The following is a 19,972-nucleotide window of genomic DNA, read 5'->3' as shown; positions in this document are numbered from 1 at the left end:
CGGGCGGGACCGGCGGGATGGGCTGGATCGGGGGCAAAGGCTGGCTGGGCGGGAGCGGCGCCGGCTGCCCGATCTGGCGGAAGCCTCCCGCGAGGTAGTCCTGCTGGGTAAAGCCGTCACGGGGCTGCTTGCTCTGCGGGCCGCTGGAACCGGGGAACTGCCCGGAACCCGGGAACTGGTCCGGGTACCGTCCCGAGAAGGTTTGCTGCTGGTCCCGGCGGGCTACAGACTTCCGGTACATCCGCATGGCCATCGGAATCACGAATGACAGGATGATGATCCAGAAAAACAGGTTGCTCACGGTGCTAAGCCTCTCGTGTGTGTCCCTCCAGCTTAACCCCGGGGCGTTAACACCGGGCTCAGTTCCGGCTGCCGGCTGCCGACCCCAGCGGACCCTCGCCGGATCCCAGCGGAACGCCCGGACCAAAGACGGGACCCGGCGTCGGCCGTTTTGCCGTAATGCCGTCCCCGGACGACTGGTTGCGCAGCCGGCGCAGCACCCACGGCACAAAGTACTGGCGGGCCCACACCAGGTCGCCCGAGCGGGCCTCCCGCCAGCTCCGGGGCGGGAACGGCTTGGGCTGGAGGGGCTGCAGGGTGTGCTCCACGTTCAGCGAATCCAGCACCATGGCGGCAATGGTGTGGTGGCCCAGGGGCGAGAAGTGAAGCCGGTCCTCGTCCCACATCCGGGGATCGCTGAGCTGGCGGAGGGACCACATGTCCGCAATGACGGCGTCGTGCCGGGCGGCGACAGTCCGCAGGTTCTCGTTGTAGATGGCAACCTTGCTGCGGATCCTGCCGAGCACGGACGTGCCGGTGTCCGGGCCGTTGAACAGCACCACTGTGGCGCCGCCCATCGTCAGGATCTGGACCACCGAATCGAGCTTCGCGGCGAGGACATCGGGATCCCCGCCCCTCCGCAGCAGGTCGTTTCCGCCCGCGGACAGGGTGACCAGGTCAGGCTTCAGCGCAAGGCACGGGGCGAGCTGCTGGTCCACGATCTGCTGCAGCAGCCGGCCGCGGACGGCGAGGTTGGCATAGGCGAAATCCGGCTGGGTCCGGCCCAGTTCCTCGGCAACGCGGTCAGCCCAGCCGCGGAACCCGCCCGGGCTTGAGGGCTCGGGGTCCCCGATGCCTTCGGTAAAGGAGTCACCCATGGCCACATAACGGCTCCAAGGGTGGGAGCCGGCGGTCATGGACGGGGTCTCGATGGCGCTTGTGTCACTCACGGTCCTATCCTGCCTTTCGCTTCCCTGGCTACGCCAACGTAGGTAGTTACCTGTGGGTAACTGGTATGAATGGAAACCATGACTGACGCCGAAGTATTTCCTGCCCCTGTTGTCCTGTGGTCCCATCCGGAGGACCAGCGTGATGGCAAACCCCTGCTGGTGCTCCTGCACGGCTACGGCGCGAACGAACAGGACCTGCTGAGCCTGGCCGACATGTTGCCCGGCGACTTTGCCGTCGCGTCCGTCCGCGCCCCCATCGCCATGGGCCCGGGCTTCACCTGGTTTCCGCTCACCGCGTCCATCGACTACTCCCTGGACCGCGTCAAGGAAGCATCGGCCTACGTGCTCGAGTGGATCGACGCCATCCGGGTGGGGCACCCGTCGGTAACCCTGCTTGGTTTCTCGATGGGCATGGCCATGGCCACCACGCTCCTGCGGCAGCGGCCCACCGACTTCGCCGCCGTCGTCGGACTCTCAGGCTTCGTGGTGGACGCCGGCGACGATCCCAGCTTCCGGGACAGCGAGCTGGACGGCACCGTGCCCATGTTCTGGGGCCGGGACCAGCAGGACCCCGTGATCACCCCGGACAAGATCGACTTCACCATGGCCTGGGTCCGCAAGCACGTCAAGCTCACCAAGGTCCTCTACACAGGCATGTGGCACGGGATCAACCAGCAGGAGATCGGGCATGTGGGCGAGTTCCTCACGCATGAGGTCCTGAAGAAATAGAAGGTACGACGGCGAGCGTCCGCTCTGGCCGACCCCGCCGCCGGCGGCCTGCCTGCCCCGGGGCGGCGGTCAGGCCTCCGGCGCGACGACCTTAACGGTCTGGCCGTTCACCGTCACGGTGTCGCCATTGTGCAGCTGCCGGCCGCGGCGGTCATCGATCTCCCCGTTGACTTTGACGAGCCCGTTCTTGATGAGCTCCGCCGCCTCAACACCGTCCTCCACCAGATTGGCGAGCTTCAGCAGCTGGCCAAGGCGGATCATGCTGTCGCGGATGGTGATCTCTTCAACATTGCTCATACAGGCAATGATGCCTGACGTAGGGTTGATTCAATGACTTCCAGCCCCCGCCTGCCGCTGCTCGCAGGCCTTCCACTCGCGGTGGGCGCGGGCCTCGCCATTCCCGTCCAGGGCCGGATTAACGGGGCCCTCGGCACCCGCCTCAATGACGGCATCGCCGCCGCGGTGGTGAGCTTCAGCACTGGGCTGGTGGTGATGATCCTGATCTCGCTGCTCCTGCCGCGCGGCCGGGCCGGCCTTGCACGGATCCTGCCCGCGGTCCGCAGCCGGGCCTTTCCGCGCATCTATGTGCTGGCCGGCGGCATCGGTGCCCTGTTCGTCTTCGCGCAGTCCTTCACGGTGGGCATCCTTGGGGTCGCCCTCTTCACAGTGGCAACAGTCACCGGCCAGACCGTCAGCGGCCTGCTGGTGGACAAGCTCGGAATTGGACCGGCCGGCCGGAAGCCGGTGACTGCCATCCGGGTCATCGGATGCCTCCTGACCATCGCCGCCGTCGCCTGGGCTGTGTCACCCCGGTTCGCGGCAGCAGGCGGCACGCCGGGAATGGCGGACGGCGGCGCAGGGCCGGACGGCCCCGCGGCGCTCCTGGTTCCACTCCTCCTGCCGGTGGCGGCGGGGTTCCTGATGAGCTTCCAACAGGCCATGAACGGGACGGCCACTGTCCACTACGGCACGCCCATCGCGGCCACCCTGGTGAATTTCGTTGCCGGCTCCGTTGTGCTGTGGACGGCCTACGCGGTCAAAGTCTCCGTGGCCGGACCGGGGAACCCGCTGCCCGCCGAATGGTGGTACTACCTTGGCGGCCCCATGGGATGCGTGTTTATCGGCCTCGGCGCGCTGCTGGTCCGGAGCCTGGGCGTGCTGGTCACCGGGCTGGGCATGATCGCCGGGCAGCTGCTGGGCTCGCTCGCCCTCGACGTGGTCCTGCCGGCTCCGGGAACAATCGTGGCTCCGGCCACGGTCCTCGGCACAATCCTTACCCTCGCCGCCATCATCCTGGCCACCCTGCCCTGGCCCCGGGGCGCGCTCCGCAGATAACACCTGCGCAGATAACGCCTGCGCAGGTAACATCCGGGCAGGTAGCGGCCGGTAGGCTGGTACACGCAGCTTTTCGCATTACCCTTCATCCGCCCCGCCGTGCAGCCAGAGGTATCCCGCCGCTGGCTTCGCCGGGGCCAGAAACCGCGGACCGCACCCAGCGGCCCTGTAGAAATTGGAGTTACCCCCATGGCAGCAAAATCCGTACTCGACCAGGTCATCTCCCTCTCCAAGCGCAGGGGATTCGTGTTCCAGGCCGGTGAGATTTACGGAGGTTCGCGCTCTGCCTGGGACTACGGGCCCCTCGGCGCCGAACTGAAGGAAAACATCAAGCGCCAGTGGTGGCAGTCCATGGTCCGCGGCCGCGAGGACGTGGTGGGCCTGGATTCGTCCGTCATCCTGCCCCGCCAGGTCTGGGAAGCTTCCGGCCACGTGGAGGTCTTTTCCGATCCACTGGTGGAGTGCCTCTCCTGCCACAAGCGCTACCGCGCGGACCACCTCGAGGAAGAGTACGAGGAAAAGAAGGGCCGCCCCGCCGAGAACGGCCTCAAGGACATCGCCTGCGCCAACTGCGGCACCCGGGGCGAATGGACCGAGCCGCAGGAATTCTCCGGCCTGCTCAAAACCTACCTGGGTCCCGTTGCCAGCGAAGAGGGCCTGCACTACCTGCGCCCCGAAACAGCACAGGGCATCTTCGTGAACTTCAACAACGTGCTCACCACCTCCCGGAAGAAGCCGCCGTTCGGCATCGGCCAGATCGGCAAGTCCTTCCGCAACGAAATCACCCCGGGCAACTTCATTTTCCGCACCCGCGAGTTCGAGCAGATGGAAATGGAGTTCTTCGTCGAGCCCGGCACGGATGAGGAATGGCACCAGTACTGGATGAAGGAGCGCATGGCCTGGTACACCGGCCTGGGTATCCGCGAGGAAAACCTGCGCTTCTTCGAGCACCCGCAGGAAAAGCTGAGCCACTACTCCAAGGGCACCACGGACATTGAGTACCGCTTCGGTTTCCAGGGCTCCGAGTGGGGCGAGCTGGAGGGAATCGCCAACCGTACCGACTTTGACCTCTCCACCCACGCCAAGGCCTCCGGCACGGACCTGAGCTACTTTAACCAGGCCACCAACGAGCGCTACACCCCGTACGTGATCGAACCCGCCGCAGGCCTGACCCGCTCCTTCATGGCGTTCCTGGTGGACGCCTACACCGAGGACGAGGCCCCCAACGCCAAGGGCGGCGTGGACGTCCGCACCGTCCTGAAGCTGGATCCGCGCCTGGCGCCGGTCAAGGCCGCCGTCCTGCCGCTGAGCCGCAACGAGGACCTGTCCCCGAAAGCCAAGGACCTCGGCGCCCAGCTGCGCAAGAACTGGAACATCGACTTCGACGACGCCGGCGCCATCGGCCGCCGCTACCGCCGCCAGGACGAAATCGGCACCCCGTTCTGCATCACCGTGGACTTCGACACCCTCGAGGACCAGGCCGTGACCATCCGCGAGCGGGACACCATGAGCCAGGAGCGCGTCTCCCTGGACAAGGTGGAGGGCTACCTGGCCGCACGCCTGATCGGCGCCTAGCATGGCCATCGAATACCGCGAATGGCGGGAAGGTGACGATCTTGCCCTGCTGGAAATCTGGGGCGACCCGGAAACCCACCAGGCCCGCCAGTTCCGTGGCGCGCTGGCGCTTTCTTCCGCCGGGACCAACGGCACGCCGTGGCGGCGCTGCATCGTGGCCGAGGACGTGATCGACGGCGTCGGGATTCCGGTTGGCGCCGGCGTCGTCTACGAAGCTTCCCTGCATCCCGAACGGCTCTGGGCCTACATCGAGGTGGCACGGGACCACCGGCGCGCCGGGATTGGTGCCACGCTCCTGGCGATGCTGCGCCGCGAAGCTGAACACTCGCCGTCGGGCGTTACCAGGCTCCGCGCCAAGGTGGAGCCGGGCACCCCGGGTGCCGCCTTCGCGGAGGCCTTCGAGCTGGAACCCATCCAGCGTTCCCGGCTGGTGGTCATTGAACCGGGAGCCCTGCGGCTGCCGGTGTTCCCGGCCAAGGACGACGGCGGCGGCCTGGCCAACGACGAGAACGCGGGCTCCGACGTGGTGATGGACCTGGCCACGGGCTCCGTGGAACTGACCGACGTGGTGGGCAGGTACTACACCTCCATCCACGGCTGGGACTCGCCGGGCGTCCTGTCCATGGGCCAGGTGCAGAAGCTGTTCCTGGACGACCTCACCGGCGCCCACGGGGCAATCGTGCTGCGCGCCCAGCCTGAGTCGGCTTTCGGGGCAGGCGTTGCACCCAGCAGGAAGGGCCGGATCCGGGCCTTCGCCGTGAGCTACGCGGCGCCGGCCAATCCGGACGCGGCACCTGGCCAGGAGGATGTCGGGGCGGAAACGCCCACGGACGTCTTCGTCGGCCACGAGCCCGCCCTCGCCGCGGACGACGCCGCGGAAGCCGTGCGCGACATGCTCTCGCTGATCGCGTACCAGCACCCGGTCATGCTGGAACTGGACGATTCCATGACTGCCCTCCGTGCCGCCGTCGAACCCCTGCTCGAAAACGGCAAGGCGCGGCAGGCGGGCGCGGAAACCCTGGTGGTTTCGGACTAGGCGCCGCTGCGCAACCGCGTCGCAGCAGATGTCGTGATGGAGCTCCATGACGACATCTGCTGCTACCTGGCTGGGCGGGGACCACGGCGGCCCTTCGCGGCGTCCTGCGCGTCGAGCAGCTGCCGCTCGGGTTCAGTCGGGGCGCTGCCGCCCAGGTGCGCGGGCATCCACCAGGCGCCGGGCTCCGGGAGCAGCGGAAAATCGGCGATGCACGTCCCGATCCCGTCCTGGAGCCGGGCGCGGAGTTCCGCTGTGCCGGCGCCGGCATCGTCCCCCGGTGCGAATACCAGCGGCTCACCCACATGGATCCGCACGGGTGCGCGCCATGTCCTTCCGGCCGAGAAGCCGCGGCCGCGGGTGAGGATCCGGTGGGCGCCCCACACCGCCACGGGGATGACGGGGACGCCGGCTTCGGCCGCCATCCGGACTGCTCCGGTCCTGCACTCGCGCACGGTGAAGCTGCGGCTCACGCCTGCCTCGGGGAACACGCCAAGGTATTCGCCGGCACGCAGCTTGGCCACCGCCGCCTCATAGGCGTCTGCACGGCCGGTGTACCCAACCACCACGTGGCCGGCGGCGCTGATGGCGGGCCCGGCGAGCCAGTGATCGGCAGCGCCCTGGTGGACCAGGAACCGCAGCTTCCCGCGGGAGTGTTTCCACAGCAGCAGTTCGGCGGCGGCGAAATCGACGTAGCCAAAGTGCGTCACGGCGAAAACGGCGCCGCTGCCCGGTACCGCGGTCCTGGACTTCCCCGTCCGTGGTCCCGCAGGCGGCAGGTGTTCCGTTCCGCTGCTGATGATCCGGATCCGGAAGGCCCACCGGAGCAGGAGCCCGCTGCGGACGATGACGCGGTAGAAGAGGTCATTGGGTGCGGGGCGCCAGGCCATGGAACCTCCTACAGGATCACCTGGACCGCTGACTCCGGCAGCAGCCTGGTGTACTCCGCCGGCAGGGGAAGCTCGGCCCCGATGCTTTCGGCGAAAGCCTTCATCACAAAGCCGGTGGTCAGTGTCTGCCACACCCCGATCTTGCGGAGCATGAAGTGGCCGGCGCCCTTGAGGGCAACGTACTGCATGCTGGCGGCCTCGGCAGAGGCACGCCGGGCGAACAGCAGGGACGCCGAGGCGCTGGTCCACCTGTCCGTGGTTCCGTGCACAATGAGCACCTTGCGGTTGGCCACGCCCGATGTGGGAGTTGCGGGGTTGAGCCAGGGGGCAAGGGCGACGACTGCCTCCACACCCGGATGCTCCGCGGCGATCACAGCCGTGAGCCCGCCCATGGAATGGCCTACCAGGAACACGGGCACATCCGGGTGCTGTTCCCGGATCCGGGCGAGTGCCCAGCGGGCGTCCTGCAGCGGAGACATGTCCTGGCCATTCCAGCCGCGAACGCTGTTGCGGAGCGACCACACAGCCAGCCCGTGCGTCCGCCCGGCGCGGTGAAGATGCCAGGCGAAAGGCACCATCCGTGCCGGACTCAAGTGCCTGGCCTCCACCGGCTCACGGCTTTGGGATTTGCCCCCGTGCAGGACCAGGGCCACTCCCCGGGTGGGACCTGAGGATTTCCGGACGCTGAGGACTGCCTGCCGCGCAGCGCCGGGCGCTTCGGAAGGGCGCGAGCCGCCGTTTTTCTCCGTATTGCTGTTGGCCATACCTGGTACCTCCGAGTCCCCGATGATCCATTTATCAACCCTACGGTGCCGGACGTAGAGTTCAATGTATGAGGTTCTACAGCTGATGGGGTCCGGTCACTCCCACGCTTCCACAGGTCATTCGGAGCCAACGCCGCAGGCGATGGCCGCCAGGCGGAAGGCAAACCGCATCCTCGCGGCAGTACTCATTCCGCTGACGCTGCTCACCCTCGCAGGGATGGCGATGCTCTGGCCCTCGGGCAGCAAGGAGGGCATCTCCCTGGCCAACCCCTACTCCGCCGCGCCCGGTGTCACCTTCGACACCGGCACCATCCAAAGCGTGGTGTCCGAAATCTGCATGCAGGGTATTGCCCAGCAGGGCCAGGGAGGCCAGGCGCAGACCCAGCAGGGCCAGCAGAGCCAACAGGGATCCGACTGCACCTTTGCCTTCACGGAACCGGACAAGGGAGGAAGCCCGGTCAAGGTGGTGATCAACCCGGACGTCGCGAAGTCCCATGGGGTTAAGCCCGGTGACCAGATCCGGTACCTGAACCTGTCCAACGCCCAGGGCGCGTCCGCCTCCCAGGGTTCGCCCGCCTTCATCTTCGTGGACTTCGTCCGGACCCTGCCGATCGTCCTGCTGGCGCTGCTGTATGCGGCGGTGGTGATCGCTGTGGCCCGCTGGCGGGGCCTTCGCGCCCTGATCGGGCTTGTCGGCGCGTACTTCGTGCTGGCCAGCTTCATGCTTCCCGGGCTGGTGGAAGGGAAACCGCCGCTCCTGCTTGCCCTGGTGGGATCCACGGTGATCATGATCGGGGTGCTGTATTTCGCCCACGGCTTCTCGGCACGGACCTCCACCGCACTGCTGGGCACCATGTTCGGGCTGGGGATCACGGCGCTCCTGGCGGCGTGGGCAACGGGCGCGGCGAACCTCGCCGGTGTGGGGAACCACGAGGCAACCACCCTGGTGAACACCTCCGCCAACATCTCCATTTCCGGCGTCATCCTGTGCGGGCTCATCATCTCCGGCCTGGGTGTCCTCAACGACGTGACCATCACCCAGTCCTCCGCGGTTTGGGAGCTGTACGAACTGGCGCCGGGCAGCAGCGCCCGGAAACTCTTCACCTCGGCCATGCGGATCGGCCGGGACCACATTGCGTCCACCGTGTACACCATCGCGTTCGCCTACGCCGGCGCGGCCCTTCCCATCCTCATCATCGTGATGCTTTACGACCGGCCGCTCGCTGACACGCTCACCAGCGCGGAGCTGTCCGAGGAAGTCATCCGGACCCTCGTGGGTTCCATCGGGCTGGTCCTGGCCATTCCGGTCACCACGCTGATTGCTGTACTGGTGGTCAAGGCTACCGGCGTCCGGGCAGGAGTCCCGGAGGCGCAGGTGCTCCAGGCAACGGAACCAGGCGGCCAGGGGGAGCCGGGCATGGATGACACGGGGTCGCTGGCCGCAGCAGCCCTTGCCCGCAGGTCGCGCCTGTCCGCCGCTGAACCGGAGGACACACCGCCCACCAGGCGCGGACGCCGGGCAGACCGCGGCTGACCACGTTGGTTGGCAAGCACGTCCGGCAGCCCGATTTGCCCGGCTTTGCAACAATGGACAGGTGACTGTTGCAGCAACCCCTCCCGCCCCCAAGCTGGAACTCCCGCCCCTGAAGCTGGGTCCCATCACCGTGGACACGCCGGTGATCCTGGCGCCCATGGCCGGCATCACCAACTCCGCCTTCCGCCGTTTGTGCCGTGAATACGGCGGCGGCATGTATGTGGCGGAGATGGTCACCTCCCGTGCCCTGGTGGAGCGCACCCCGGAGTCCCTGCGGATCATTTCCCACGACGACGACGAAAAGGTGCGGTCCGTCCAGCTGTACGGCGTGGACCCGGTCACCGTGGGCAGCGCCGTGCGGATGCTCGTCGAAGAGGACCGCGCGGACCACATCGACCTGAACTTCGGCTGCCCGGTGCCCAAAGTCACCCGCCGGGGCGGCGGCTCGGCCCTGCCCTGGAAGATCGACCTTTTCACGTCGATCGTGCAGACTGCCGTCAGGGAAGCGTCGAAGGGCAACGTCCCGCTGACCATCAAGATGCGCAAAGGCATCGACGACGACCACCTCACGTACCTCGACGCCGGCCGCATCGCCCGCGACTCCGGAGTGGCCGCCGTCGCCCTGCACGGCCGGACGGCCGCCCAGTTCTACTCCGGACAGGCAGACTGGTCCGCCATCGCGCGCCTGCGCGAGGCCCTGCCGGACATCCCGGTGCTGGGCAACGGGGACATCTGGTCCGCGGAAGACGCGGTCCGGATGGTCCGCGAAACAGGAGTCGACGGAGTTGTGGTGGGACGCGGCTGCCAGGGCCGGCCCTGGCTGTTCGGTGACCTGCAGGCCGCCTTCGAAGGCAGCGATACCCGGCACAAGCCGAATCTGGGCCAGGTGGCCCAAGGCGTGTACCGGCACGCCGAACTGATGGTGGAGACTTTCGGCGACGAGAACAAGGCGCTGCGGGAGATCCGCAAGCACATCGCCTGGTACTTCAAGGGCTACGTGGTGGGAGGCGAACTCCGCACGCGGATGGCCCTGGTGAGCACCCTTGAGGAGCTGCGCGCCGCCCTGGACGAGCTGGACGCCGGTTCGCCCTACCCGGGCGGCGACGCCGAAGGCCCCCGGGGCCGCGCCGGCTCACCCAAGAGGCCGGCGCTCCCGAAGGACTGGCTGGAGTCCCGGGCCCTCAATGCCGACCAGTCGCGGGACATCTCCGCGGCGGAACTGGACGTTTCCGGTGGCTGAAACGCGCACGGCCGCCCCTGTCCTGCCGGGCTATGACACCCACGACTCCGCGCGCTGGGTGGAGGAGCCGCCCAAGAACGTCTACCGCTCCGACTTCGAACGCGACCGTGCCCGCGTGCTGCATTCCTCGGCGCTCCGCCGGCTGGGTGCCAAAACCCAGGTGGTGGCACCGGACACGGATGATTTCGTCCGCACCCGCCTGACCCACAGCCTCGAGGTTGCCCAGGTGGGCCGCGAGCTGGGCCGTTCCCTCGGTTGCGATCCGGACGTTGTGGACACCGCCTGCCTCAGCCACGACCTTGGACACCCGCCGTTCGGCCACAACGGGGAATCGGCGCTCAACGAGGTGGCGCACGCCATCGGAGGCTTCGAGGGCAACGCCCAGACCCTGCGGCTCCTGACCCGGCTCGAGCCCAAGGTGCTGACGCCGGACGGCCAGCCCGCAGGCCTGAACCTCACCAGGGCCAGCCTGGATGCGGCAGCCAAATACCCGTGGTCCGCACTGGAAGCCCCGGTGGTCCACGGCCAGCGGACCAGCAAGTTCGGCGCCTATGAGGACGACCTGCCGATCTTCAACTGGATCCGGGAGGGCGCTCCGGAGCGCCGCTCCTGCCTGGAAGCCCAGGTGATGGACCTCGCGGACGATATTTCGTATTCCGTGCACGACGTCGAGGACGCGATCGTGGCCGGGCACTTCCAGCTGCGCTGGATGGACAACCCGGACCACCGCGCCCGGGTGGTGGGGTACGCCAAGCAGTGGTACCTGCCGCACAACGATCCCGCCGCCATTGACGCCGCGCTGGCCCGGCTCGAAGCCACGGACGTGTGGGTGCGCGAGGCCGACGGCAGCCGCAAATCCATGGCGGCCCTGAAGAACATGACCAGCCAGCTGATCGGCAGGTTCTGCCAGAGCGCGCTGGAAACCACCCGCGCCGTGTACGGCCCGGAGAACCTGACGCGGTTCAACGCCGAGCTCATGGTTCCGGACGAGACCGTCATGGAGATCGCGGTGATGAAGGGCCTGGCCACCACGTTCGTGATGACCACCGAGCACCGCCAGCCCATTTACGAGCGCCAGCGGGAGGTGCTCCACGCCCTGGTCACCGCGCTGAGCGCCACCGGGGACCGCCACCTGGAACCGATGTTCGCGGCGGACTGGCGGGACGCGCCCGACGACGGTGCGCGCCTTCGCGTCGTGATCGACCAGGTGGCGTCGCTGACCGACGGCTCGGCGCTGGCCATGTACGAACGGCTGGTAGGGAGCCTGCCGTCCCTGTGGTGACCCTGGTTACGCCGGCGCGTCCGATGTCCGGCCCCGGCACTAGGATGGCTCTGTGCCAGGCCTGATCAAACGCGAAGACATAGACGAAGTACGCCAGCGCACGGACATCAAGGAAGTGGTTGACGGGTACGTCACGCTCAAGGGCGCCGGACTGGGGACTTTCAAAGGCCTGTGCCCCTTCCACGACGAACGTTCCCCCTCCTTCACCGTCCGGCCGCAGGTGGGCCGCTACCACTGCTTTGGCTGCGGCGAGGACGGGGACGTCATCGCCTTCGTGCAGAAACAGGACCACAGCTCCTTCCAGGAGGCCGTGGAGAAGCTGGCAGCCCGGATCGGCTACGAGCTGCGGTACGAGGACGGCGGAACCGGCCCCAACCGCGAGGAAGTGGGGCGCCGGCAGCGGCTGCTGGACGCCCACAAAATCGCCGACGAGTTTTTCCAGGCCCAGCTGCTGACCCCCGGCGCCGCGGAGGCCCGCACCTTCCTGCATGGCCGCGGGTTCGACCGGGCGGCCGCGGAGCAGTTCGGCGTTGGCTACGCCCCGCAGGGCTGGGACGCGCTGCTGAAGCACCTCCGAGGGCGCGGATTTACGGACGCCGAGCTCAAACTCACGGGGATGTTCTCCGAAGGCAACCGGGGGATCTACGACCGTTTCCGCGGGCGCCTTATCTGGCCCATCCGGGACATCGCCGGGGACACCATCGGTTTCGGTGCCCGAAAGCTCTATGAGGACGACCAGGGCCCCAAGTACCTCAACACCCCCGAGACCGCGCTCTACAAGAAGTCCCAGGTGCTGTACGGCATCGACCTCGCCAAGCGCAGCATCGCCAAGGACCGGCAGCTTGTGGTGGTGGAGGGCTATACGGACGTGATGGCCTGCCACCTTGCAGGAATCACGACGGCGGTAGCCACCTGCGGGACCGCGTTCGGCACCGACCACATCAAGATTGCCCGCCGCCTGCTGTCCGACGACGGCACCGGGGGAGAGGTCATCTTCACCTTCGACGGCGACGCCGCCGGGCAGAAGGCGGCGCTGCGCGCCTTCGAGGAGGACCAGCGCTTCACTGCCCAGACCTACGTGGCGGTGGAGCCCACCGGCGCAGATCCCTGCGACCTGCGGCAAAGCAGGGGAGACGAAGCCGTGCACGCGCTGGTGCAGTCCCGCCGGCCCCTGTTTGAGTTCGCCATCCGGACCACCCTGAAGCAGTTCAACCTGGACACCGTGGAGGGGCGCGTCCAGGGCCTGAAAGCCTCGGTGCCCGTGGTTGCCGCCATCCGCGACGCCTCCACCCGGACCGGCTACTGCCAGGCCCTCACGGGCTGGCTGGGCATGCCGGACCCGAATGAGGTTCTGCGGCTGGTCACCACGGAAGTCAAAAATGCCGGCAAGCGCGGCGACCAGGGTGGGGCTCCCGCCGCCGCTCCGCGGACCTCCGCCCCCGCAGCCCCACCCGGCGGTCCCGGCGTCGCTGCAGGGCCGCCGTCGGGAGCGGTTCCCTCCTACCACCGGCCCGACCCCCGGGACCCCGTGGCCTCCATGGAGCGGCAGGCGCTCGAGGTTGCCCTGCAAGAGCCGTCGCTCCTGGTGGGCGGGGTCTGGGAGCGTTTTTCCGCCGCCCGTTTCGCCACCCCCGCCTTCCAGGCCGTCCACGACGCCATGCGCGCCACGGATCCCGCCCTCACCGCCGACCCCGTCCGGTGGGTTGAGCATGTGATGCACGAGGTTCCGGAACCACTGCGGCCCCTGGTATCCGAGCTTGCTGTTGTTCCGCTGCCTGCCAGCACCGAGGAAGCGGTGCAGAAGTATTGCCGGGACATCCTCTCCCGGCTGTTCGAGCTTCAAATTACCCGGGTCAAGGCGGACAAGATGGGCCAGCTCCAGCGGCTGGACCCTGCGGCCGATCCGGAAACGTACCAGCGGCTCAACCGTGAACTGATGATGCTGGAAATGGAACGCCGGGCACTCAGGTCTGACGCCTGAGCCGTCCCGGCGGCGGAGCAGGGGCCCTTCGGCGCCGTGGCCCGATTTCGCTTCCAGCCGGGGTCTTTGCTAGGCTAATACCCGCTTCATTCCTCCTTAGCTCAATTGGCAGAGCATTCGACTGTTAATCGAAGGGTTGCTGGTTCAAGTCCAGCAGGAGGAGCGCACAATCCCCGTTCCGGCCTCCGGAACGGGGATTTTTTACGCCTGCAACTGCCCGTTCCGGCCCGGGTTGACGCCGATTTCACATTGGCCGGAAACCTTTGCTAATGTCATACCTGCTTCATTCCTCCTTAGCTCAATTGGCAGAGCATTCGACTGTTAATCGAAGGGTTGCTGGTTCAAGTCCAGCAGGAGGAGCAACATAGAAAATCCCCGTTCCTCCTTTGTGAGGCACGGGGATTTTTGTTCCTCAGACGAAGTCCATCTCCACCTGCAGGAATCGCTCCGCCTCCGCAATGGCGGCCAGGAACGCCTCCTTTTCCGTGGGTGACGTCCGGGGCTGGCGGGGATTCCATTCGTGGGGAGCCGAGTGTATGCGCACCACTCCGGTGTCCGGCGGCGCGTAGAAGATGCCGAAGCGCTGTACCGGCCATTCGGGGGAGGCCTCGGGGGCTACCAGCAGCGCGGCGTTGAAGGCGGGGTTGAACCACTGGGCGATGGGCCGCCGCCGGTCCTCCGTAAACAGTCCCGCGGCATAGAGTGCTGCCGATTGTTCGCCCGCCTGGGCACACAGCCGTTCCCACCACAGTGGCAGTATCCGGTGGTCGCACCGTTGCCATGTGGCCGGAAGCGGCGGTTGTTCCTGCCAGGAGGGCACAAACCCTATTTTATCGCGGGCGCCGTGCGGGTGGCAGGTACCCCGAGCCCGCCACGCGCTTTGCGTCCGCCCCCGGGGTGCGGCGGCGTCAGGGTCGGTTCCACGGCCCCGGGTTGACCCGGTACAACAGCGCCGACCCTGCAACCATGCCCAGGACAATGCCCATGGCAGGGTTGCCCAGGGCCCGGCCGGCGAAGTAGCCCACGACGGCGCCAATCACCGCTCCGAGGAAAAGTCCCCGGCGGTTCCGGTGCGGCCTGCGCTTTGGCGTGTTCTTCACGGCGTCAGTGGATCGACGGAACGGTACGCGGCCGGACCACCAGCCACAGGGCTGCAATGGCCAGCAGGATGCATGCTCCCTGCACCGCGCCCATGGGGGCGGCGCTGGTGATGCCCAGCCAGCCCACCACCGGGGAGATGAGCCCCGCCATCATGAACGTCGAGAATCCGAGCAGGGAGGCTGCGGTGCCGGCCTGGCCCGCATGGCCGGCCAGGGCGAGCACCTGAACGCAGGGGAACATGAAGCCCGTTCCCAGGATGTAGAACCACAGGGGAACCAGCACACCCCACAAGCCGAACCCGAGCTGGTCGAACACCACGATCAGCGTGGCCATCAGGAACATCCACGCGGTGGCCGCAGCGATGATCCACTGCGGCGGCACCCTGCGGATGAGGCGGGAGCTGGTTTGGATGCCGGCAACAATGCCCAGCGAGTTGATGCCGAACAGCAGGCCGTACTCCTGCGGGGTGAAGCCGAAAACGTCCTGGAACAGGAAAGGGGAGGCCGACAGGTAGGTGAACAGGCCGCCAAAGTTCAGCCCGGCCACCAGCAGCAGCCCAACAAACACCCTGTCGCTGAAGAGGATCCGGTAGCGCTGGCGGGCGGTCATGCCGCTCTGCCGGCGTTTTTCCGGCGGCAGGGTCTCGCGGACCAGGAACAGGGCGGATGTGATCACCACGGTTCCGTAGGCGGCAAGGAACACGAAGATTCCAGGCCATTCCATCACCAGGAGCAGCTGCGAACCGATCACGGGCGCCAGGATGGGTGCCAGGCCATTCACCAGGGCCATGCGGGAAAACATCTTCACCATGGCGTACCCGGAAAACAGGTCCCGGACCATCGCCATGGCCACAACGCCGCCGCCGGCAGCGCCCACGCCCATCAGCACGCGGAAGATGCCCAGGGTGGTGATGTCGGTGGACAGGGCGGCGCCCACGGAGGCTGCAATGTGGACCGCCGTCGCCAGGATAAGCGGGGTGCGGCGGCCGAACCTGTCGCTGAAGGGGCCAACCACCAGCTGGCCGATGGCGAATCCCACGGTGGTGCCTGCCAGGGTCAGCTGGACCTGGGCCTCGGTCACGCCGAGGCTCGCCTCCAGGGCCGGGAACGCGGGAAGGTAAAGGTCGATCGTGAACGGACCCAGCGCCGTCAGGGCGCCGAGCAGCAGGATGTACAGGAGTTTCCGGCGGCGGCTCAGGAGATCGCCCGGATTGCTGGGAATGGTCACGGAGATCAATCCTAGGCCCGGCGCTGCCTAATTTTGCAGCGTTGTAGGCCACGCCGCCCGGCAAGCCCCGAAGTTCGCCCTGAACCTGAATGATAGTTTTGGTGCGGGGACTGTGCAGCTGCACTTTCCTGCAGCACACGGAAGCCGATTCGACCCATAACCAGTAAGGCGGAACCGATGAGCGGACGTCACAGCGGGCGTACCAGCCAGGGATTGCGCATCACTGCGCTGCCCAGGACGCTTAAACTCCTTTTCCGGTTGGCGCCGCGCCAGCTCAATGACGAAATCGCCTTCGCGAAGATCGAGCTTAAGCGCAAGGGAATCCAGGTCGGAGTCGCCGCTGCCTTTTTCGCCGTCGCCCTTGTTTTCCTCCTTTTCCTGGTGGTGGGCCTCATCGTGGCAGCCATCATGGGACTGGCCACCATCATGCCGGCCTGGCTGGCCGCACTCCTGGTGTCCGCGGCGTTCCTGCTGATAGCCCTGATCGGCGGCCTGATTGGCGTCCGGAAGTTCAAGAAGGCCATGCCGCTCGTGCCGGAAGAGACCATCCGCGGCATCAAGCACGATATCGGCGTGGTCAAAGAAGGCTCCGCGTTCAACCCGGCTGTCCTTGACCCGCAGAGCCCCGAAGCCAAGGCGGCGAAGGCGGCAAAGGATGAAGCGGCTGCAAAGGCCAAGGCGGAGAAGGCAGCCAAGGCCGCCGAACACGAGAAGGAATTCCCGCACGCCTCCGAACCGGAGCTGGTGCGCCGGCTCAGCCAGCGCCGCCACCACCTCACCGAAGTGCGCGACGAACTCGGCACCGAGCTGGACGTCGCGCCCCAGGGCAGGTACCTGCTGGCAACAGCCCAGGACAAACTGCGCGAAGGCCAGGCCCTGGCCGGCCACGGCAGGGACATTGCCGGACGGAAATTCGCGGCGTTGTCCGGATCCGCGGACCTGGAACAGCGCTGGAAGCCGCTGGCCGCCTTCATCGCCGCTGGAACCGTCTTCCTGGTCCTGGTGCGCAAACTCCTCCGGACGTACTAGCACCCGGATCGGGCAGGCTCTTCGGCAGCCCGCAGAAGTTCAGGGAACGGCAATAACGCTCGCAGGGGCAGCAGAAAGGAAGGGGGACGGGGTGAAGTTCATTGGTGCCGGCTCCCGTCCCGGACGCCCCCAGGTGGACCACGACCTCGTGTTCACCATCCCCAACCTGCTGACCGTGGTGCGCTTCATGGGGGTGCCGCTCTTCATCTGGCTTGTCCTGGCCCAGAAGGAGTACGGTGCCGCCGTTGTGGTCCTCGCCGTCATGGCCAGCACCGACTGGGTTGACGGCTACATTGCCCGCCGCTTCGACCAGGCCTCGAAGCTTGGCAGGGTCCTGGACCCGATCGCCGACCGGCTGGCGCTGATAGCGGTCGCTGTCACGCTGGTAATTGCCGGCGTCGTCCATTGGCTCTACCTGGCTGCCCTGGTGGTACCGGACGCCGTCCTGCTGACCATGACGCTGTTTTTCTTCCGTGGCCACCCCGACCTTCCCGTGAGCGTGATTGGCAAGGTGCGCACCGGCCTGCTGCTGCTGGGGACCCCCATGCTGGTCCTCTCACGGCTGGATACAGGATTCTCCACTGAGTTGTTCGTCGCCGCATGGATAGTCCTGGGCTTCGGGTTGGTCGGCCACTGGATCGCGGCCTACCACTACTTCTGGGCCATCCTGCGAAAGGGCAGAATGCAGGCGCACCACGACGACGGGACCGCCTGATGGTATGGCTGGCAGTTGGGCTTGCGCTGCTTGGTGCGTTTTGCCTGGCCCTTGGTGCGCAGCGCCAGGGGAGCGCCGTCAAGGCCGACACGGGCGGCCTGGCCCTGAGCTCCAACGGCTTCCTGCGCCTGCTTCGAAACCCCCGCTGGGTGTTCGGCCTCCTGCTCCTGTGTGCCGGCATGGCCATGAACGCCGTGGCGCTCGTGTCCGCACCGCTCACTGTTGTCCAGCCCATTGGCGCGATCGCCCTGGTGATCACCACCATCATCAATGCCAAGGACCAGGACCTCACCATCAACCGGGCAACCGTGGTGGCCATCGCGGCCTGCGTGACGGGCTCTGCGCTCTTCGTCCTCCTGGCGGTCAACGTCACGCAGGAAAACCACGACGTAACCCTCGCCGACGAGGTCACCATCGTGCTGCTGCTGGCCCTCGCCGTCGGACTCTTCGGCACCCTGGCCGTGATGTTCAGGCACAGGATCAACGCCTTCGTCTATATCCTCGGCGCCGGGGTCCTCTTCGGGTTCGTGGCCGTCCTGACCCGGATCATCGGCAAGCACCTGCTCGATCCGAACGGGCTGTTCCTGCTGAACGTGCAGTGGTATTCGGTGGTGGCCCTTGTCGCCGCGGGCGGGCTGGGGTCGTGGTTTGTCCAGAGCGCCTACTCGTCGGGTCCGCCGGACCTGGTGATCGCGGGACTGACCGTCATTGATCCCCTGGTGGGAATAGCCATCGGCATTGTGATCCTCGGCGAACTGCGGCCGGATGTCCACGCCGTGATGGCCATTGCCATGGGAACGGCTGCCTCCCTTGCTATCGTTGGGGTGATCGCCCTTTCCAGGCACCATCCCGAGGTCACGAAGCGCAAGAAGGACGCGCGGAAGGCCGTGGGACGGGCGAGCCGCTAGCCACTGACCACCAGATCCCGCCCGTTATTTACGCAAGCAAGATTCACCACGAGGCCAGGCGCCATCGCGCCAACGGCCAACTGTGCTGCCAGTCCATGCTGTGCGCACCGTGACCATCAGGAGCTCTCCACGTGACCACGCCCGCAGACCAGCGTCCCCTGACCATCCTGATCGCTGCAGACACCTACCCGCCCCACATCAACGGAGCAGCACAGTTCGGCTACCGCCTGGCCAAGGGAATGACCGGCCGCGGGCACAACGTCCATGTGCTGGCCTGCCGGGCGGACAACGGAAAGAGCTTCACGGAGTTTCGGCCCGAGGGGACGGTCCACCGGCTGCGTTCCCACGGCGTCCCCACGCACGAGTACTTCCGGATCTGCCTTCCCTGGGAGATCAAGAAGGAGATCAGCCTCCTCTTCGACCGGGTGAAACCCGATGTGGTCCACATCCAGAGCCACTACATGATCGGCGAACATGTCCTGTACGAGGCCGTGAAACGCGGCGTCCGGATTGTGGCCACCAACCACTTCATGCCGGAGAACCTCAACCCGTTCCTGCCGTTTCCGCAGTGGTTCAAGGACATTATCGGCCGGATCTCGTGGAAGGACATGGGCAAGGTCATGGGCAAGGCGGACGTGGTCACCACGCCCACCCCGCTCGCGGCCAAGGCCATGCACCAGCATGCCTTCCTGCGCAAGGTGCTGCCGCTGTCCAACGGTATTGACTCCGCCGCCTACGAACTCCAGCCAGGCGAGCAGATCGAACCCCACCCGTACCCCACCGTGATGTTTGCCGGGCGGCTGGCCGAGGAGAAGCACGTGGATGTGCTCATCGAAGCCGTCAGCAAGACTCCGCCGGAACTCAACGTCCACCTGGAAATCGTCGGCGGCGGCGAGGTGCGCTCCTCCCTGGAGGAGCTGGTCCGCCGGCTGCACATGACGGACCGGGTAAAGTTCCTGGGCCTCGCGAGTGACGAGGAACTGCGCCGGGCCTACATCCAGGCCGACCTGTTCTGCATGCCCGGAACAGCGGAGCTGCAGTCGCTGGTCACGCTCGAGGCGATGTCTGCCTCCACTCCCGTGGTGCTGGCGGACGCCATGGCCCTGCCGCATCTGGTGCGCGACGGCGAAAACGGCTACCTGTTCACGCCGAACGACAGCGACGACCTCGCCAAGAAGATCACCATGGTCCTGGAACTGCCTGCCGACCAGCGTGAAGCCATGGGCCAGGCCAGCCGGCAGATGGTGGAACCCCACAGCATCGAGGGCACGCTGCAGACCTTCGAGGACCTTTACCGTGGAGCCCGCTTCGAGGACAAGGTGGTCTGAACGCTTTCCCGGGTTTGCTAGAGTAATTTTGCCCTGCCACCGCGTACCAATCGCCGGAGGTTCCGGGCATAA

19 protein-coding genes, 2 tRNA genes and 1 pseudogene are annotated in these 19,972 nt (G+C 66.9%); 14 read left to right on the top strand and 8 right to left on the bottom strand.

Features of this window, described 5'->3' with window-relative positions:
- Positions 1-301, bottom strand: a pseudogene (locus HTS88_RS12765) (hypothetical protein); the annotation flags it as partial.
- Between the two features lie 58 nt (positions 302-359).
- The gene (locus HTS88_RS12760) at positions 360-1,229 is read right to left on the bottom strand and encodes an SGNH/GDSL hydrolase family protein (protein WP_397426133.1); all 870 of its coding nucleotides are present in this window, start codon (positions 1,227-1,229) and stop codon (positions 360-362) included.
- A 78-nt stretch (positions 1,230-1,307) separates the two neighbouring features.
- On the opposite strand from HTS88_RS12760, the gene HTS88_RS12755 reads away from it, so the two are divergent.
- A complete protein-coding gene (locus HTS88_RS12755) occupies positions 1,308-1,958 on the top strand; it encodes an alpha/beta hydrolase (protein WP_174178922.1) in 651 nt (216 codons plus the stop codon).
- Between the two features lie 69 nt (positions 1,959-2,027).
- On the opposite strand, the gene HTS88_RS12750 is transcribed toward HTS88_RS12755, so the two are convergent.
- The gene (locus HTS88_RS12750) at positions 2,028-2,255 is read right to left on the bottom strand and encodes an RNA-binding S4 domain-containing protein (protein WP_174178903.1); all 228 of its coding nucleotides are present in this window, start codon (positions 2,253-2,255) and stop codon (positions 2,028-2,030) included.
- A 33-nt stretch (positions 2,256-2,288) separates the two neighbouring features.
- Between HTS88_RS12750 and HTS88_RS12745 the strand changes: the two genes are divergently transcribed.
- From HTS88_RS12745 to HTS88_RS12735, 3 genes are all read left to right on the top strand, one after another.
- The gene (locus HTS88_RS12745) at positions 2,289-3,293 is read left to right on the top strand and encodes a DMT family transporter (RefSeq protein ID WP_174178901.1); all 1,005 of its coding nucleotides are present in this window, start codon (positions 2,289-2,291) and stop codon (positions 3,291-3,293) included.
- A gap of 189 nt (positions 3,294-3,482) precedes the next feature.
- Positions 3,483-4,868: a glycine--tRNA ligase gene (locus HTS88_RS12740; RefSeq protein ID WP_104185255.1), complete on the top strand. Its 1,386-nt coding sequence runs from the start codon at positions 3,483-3,485 to the stop codon at positions 4,866-4,868.
- A gap of 1 nt (position 4,869) precedes the next feature.
- Complete coding sequence (locus HTS88_RS12735; RefSeq protein ID WP_174178899.1) at positions 4,870-5,904, top strand: GNAT family N-acetyltransferase; 1,035 nt, start codon at positions 4,870-4,872, stop codon at positions 5,902-5,904.
- Positions 5,905-5,966: 62 nt separating this feature from the next.
- Here the strand turns inward: HTS88_RS12735 and HTS88_RS12730 are convergent, their stop codons facing one another.
- Together HTS88_RS12730 and HTS88_RS12725 are read right to left on the bottom strand one after the other, a co-directional pair.
- Positions 5,967-6,791, bottom strand: coding sequence for a lysophospholipid acyltransferase family protein (locus HTS88_RS12730; RefSeq protein ID WP_174178897.1), 825 nt, complete (start codon positions 6,789-6,791; stop codon positions 5,967-5,969).
- 8 nt (positions 6,792-6,799) lie between these two features.
- Positions 6,800-7,555: an alpha/beta hydrolase gene (locus HTS88_RS12725; RefSeq protein ID WP_174178895.1), complete on the bottom strand. Its 756-nt coding sequence runs from the start codon at positions 7,553-7,555 to the stop codon at positions 6,800-6,802.
- Between the two features lie 142 nt (positions 7,556-7,697).
- Here HTS88_RS12725 and HTS88_RS12720 point away from each other — a divergent pair, with 142 nt between their 5' ends.
- From HTS88_RS12720 to HTS88_RS12695, 6 genes are all read left to right on the top strand, one after another.
- A complete protein-coding gene (locus tag HTS88_RS12720; protein ID WP_174178918.1) occupies positions 7,698-9,089 on the top strand; it encodes a YibE/F family protein in 1,392 nt (463 codons plus the stop codon).
- 61 nt (positions 9,090-9,150) lie between these two features.
- Positions 9,151-10,329, top strand: coding sequence for a tRNA dihydrouridine synthase DusB (gene dusB, locus HTS88_RS12715; protein WP_174178893.1), 1,179 nt, complete (start codon positions 9,151-9,153; stop codon positions 10,327-10,329).
- Positions 10,322-11,611 carry a deoxyguanosinetriphosphate triphosphohydrolase gene (locus tag HTS88_RS12710; RefSeq protein ID WP_174178891.1) on the top strand — a complete coding sequence of 430 codons (1,290 nt, stop codon included), beginning with the start codon at positions 10,322-10,324 and terminating at the stop codon, positions 11,609-11,611. Before dusB ends, HTS88_RS12710 begins: the two co-directional genes overlap by 8 nt.
- Before the next feature lie 52 nt (positions 11,612-11,663).
- Positions 11,664-13,592 (top strand): DNA primase, encoded by a 1,929-nt coding sequence (dnaG, locus tag HTS88_RS12705; RefSeq protein WP_174178889.1) that lies wholly within the window; start codon positions 11,664-11,666, stop codon positions 13,590-13,592.
- A 90-nt stretch (positions 13,593-13,682) separates the two neighbouring features.
- Positions 13,683-13,755, top strand: a tRNA-Asn gene (locus tag HTS88_RS12700).
- Between the two features lie 124 nt (positions 13,756-13,879).
- Positions 13,880-13,952, top strand: a tRNA-Asn gene (locus tag HTS88_RS12695).
- A 52-nt stretch (positions 13,953-14,004) separates the two neighbouring features.
- Here HTS88_RS12695 and HTS88_RS12690 read toward each other — a convergent pair.
- The 3 genes from HTS88_RS12690 to HTS88_RS12680 form a co-directional block, all read right to left on the bottom strand.
- Entirely contained in the window at positions 14,005-14,412 is a 408-nt protein-coding gene (locus HTS88_RS12690) for a hypothetical protein (RefSeq protein WP_174178886.1), read from the bottom strand.
- 88 nt (positions 14,413-14,500) lie between these two features.
- Positions 14,501-14,692: a hypothetical protein gene (locus tag HTS88_RS12685; protein WP_174178884.1), complete on the bottom strand. Its 192-nt coding sequence runs from the start codon at positions 14,690-14,692 to the stop codon at positions 14,501-14,503.
- A gap of 4 nt (positions 14,693-14,696) precedes the next feature.
- Complete coding sequence (locus HTS88_RS12680; protein WP_174178882.1) at positions 14,697-15,920, bottom strand: multidrug effflux MFS transporter; 1,224 nt, start codon at positions 15,918-15,920, stop codon at positions 14,697-14,699.
- 177 nt (positions 15,921-16,097) lie between these two features.
- Here HTS88_RS12680 and HTS88_RS12675 point away from each other — a divergent pair, with 177 nt between their 5' ends.
- The 4 genes from HTS88_RS12675 (at position 16,098) to HTS88_RS12660 (ending at position 19,900) form a co-directional block, all read left to right on the top strand.
- Entirely contained in the window at positions 16,098-16,949 is an 852-nt protein-coding gene (locus tag HTS88_RS12675) for a phage holin family protein (protein WP_174178880.1), read from the top strand.
- Between the two features lie 91 nt (positions 16,950-17,040).
- Positions 17,041-17,664, top strand: coding sequence for a CDP-alcohol phosphatidyltransferase family protein (locus HTS88_RS12670; protein WP_174178878.1), 624 nt, complete (start codon positions 17,041-17,043; stop codon positions 17,662-17,664).
- The gene (locus HTS88_RS12665; RefSeq protein WP_174178876.1) at positions 17,664-18,572 is read left to right on the top strand and encodes a DMT family transporter; all 909 of its coding nucleotides are present in this window, start codon (positions 17,664-17,666) and stop codon (positions 18,570-18,572) included. Before HTS88_RS12670 ends, HTS88_RS12665 begins: the two co-directional genes overlap by 1 nt.
- Before the next feature lie 131 nt (positions 18,573-18,703).
- Positions 18,704-19,900, top strand: coding sequence for a glycosyltransferase (locus HTS88_RS12660; RefSeq protein ID WP_174178874.1), 1,197 nt, complete (start codon positions 18,704-18,706; stop codon positions 19,898-19,900).
- The last annotated feature ends 72 nt before the right edge of the window (positions 19,901-19,972 follow it).

It is taken from the genome of Pseudarthrobacter oxydans (assembly GCF_013314975.1).
Lineage (GTDB): Bacteria > Actinomycetota > Actinomycetes > Actinomycetales > Micrococcaceae > Arthrobacter > Arthrobacter oxydans.
This window is presented reverse-complemented; position numbering and strand designations above follow the sequence as displayed.

Coding starts and splice junctions, on each gene's coding strand:
- HTS88_RS12745 (WP_174178901.1), top strand. CDS start 2,289: ATGACTTCCAGCCCCCGCCTGCCGCTGCTCGCAGGCCTTCCACTCGCG.
- HTS88_RS12730 (WP_174178897.1), bottom strand. CDS start 6,791: ATGGCCTGGCGCCCCGCACCCAATGACCTCTTCTACCGCGTCATCGTC.
- HTS88_RS12675 (WP_174178880.1), top strand. CDS start 16,098: ATGAGCGGACGTCACAGCGGGCGTACCAGCCAGGGATTGCGCATCACT.
- HTS88_RS12665 (WP_174178876.1), top strand. CDS start 17,664: ATGGTATGGCTGGCAGTTGGGCTTGCGCTGCTTGGTGCGTTTTGCCTG.
- HTS88_RS12725 (WP_174178895.1), bottom strand. CDS start 7,555: ATGGCCAACAGCAATACGGAGAAAAACGGCGGCTCGCGCCCTTCCGAA.
- HTS88_RS12750 (WP_174178903.1), bottom strand. CDS start 2,255: ATGAGCAATGTTGAAGAGATCACCATCCGCGACAGCATGATCCGCCTT.
- HTS88_RS12740 (WP_104185255.1), top strand. CDS start 3,483: ATGGCAGCAAAATCCGTACTCGACCAGGTCATCTCCCTCTCCAAGCGC.
- HTS88_RS12735 (WP_174178899.1), top strand. CDS start 4,870: ATGGCCATCGAATACCGCGAATGGCGGGAAGGTGACGATCTTGCCCTG.
- HTS88_RS12755 (WP_174178922.1), top strand. CDS start 1,308: ATGACTGACGCCGAAGTATTTCCTGCCCCTGTTGTCCTGTGGTCCCAT.
- HTS88_RS12720 (WP_174178918.1), top strand. CDS start 7,698: ATGGCCGCCAGGCGGAAGGCAAACCGCATCCTCGCGGCAGTACTCATT.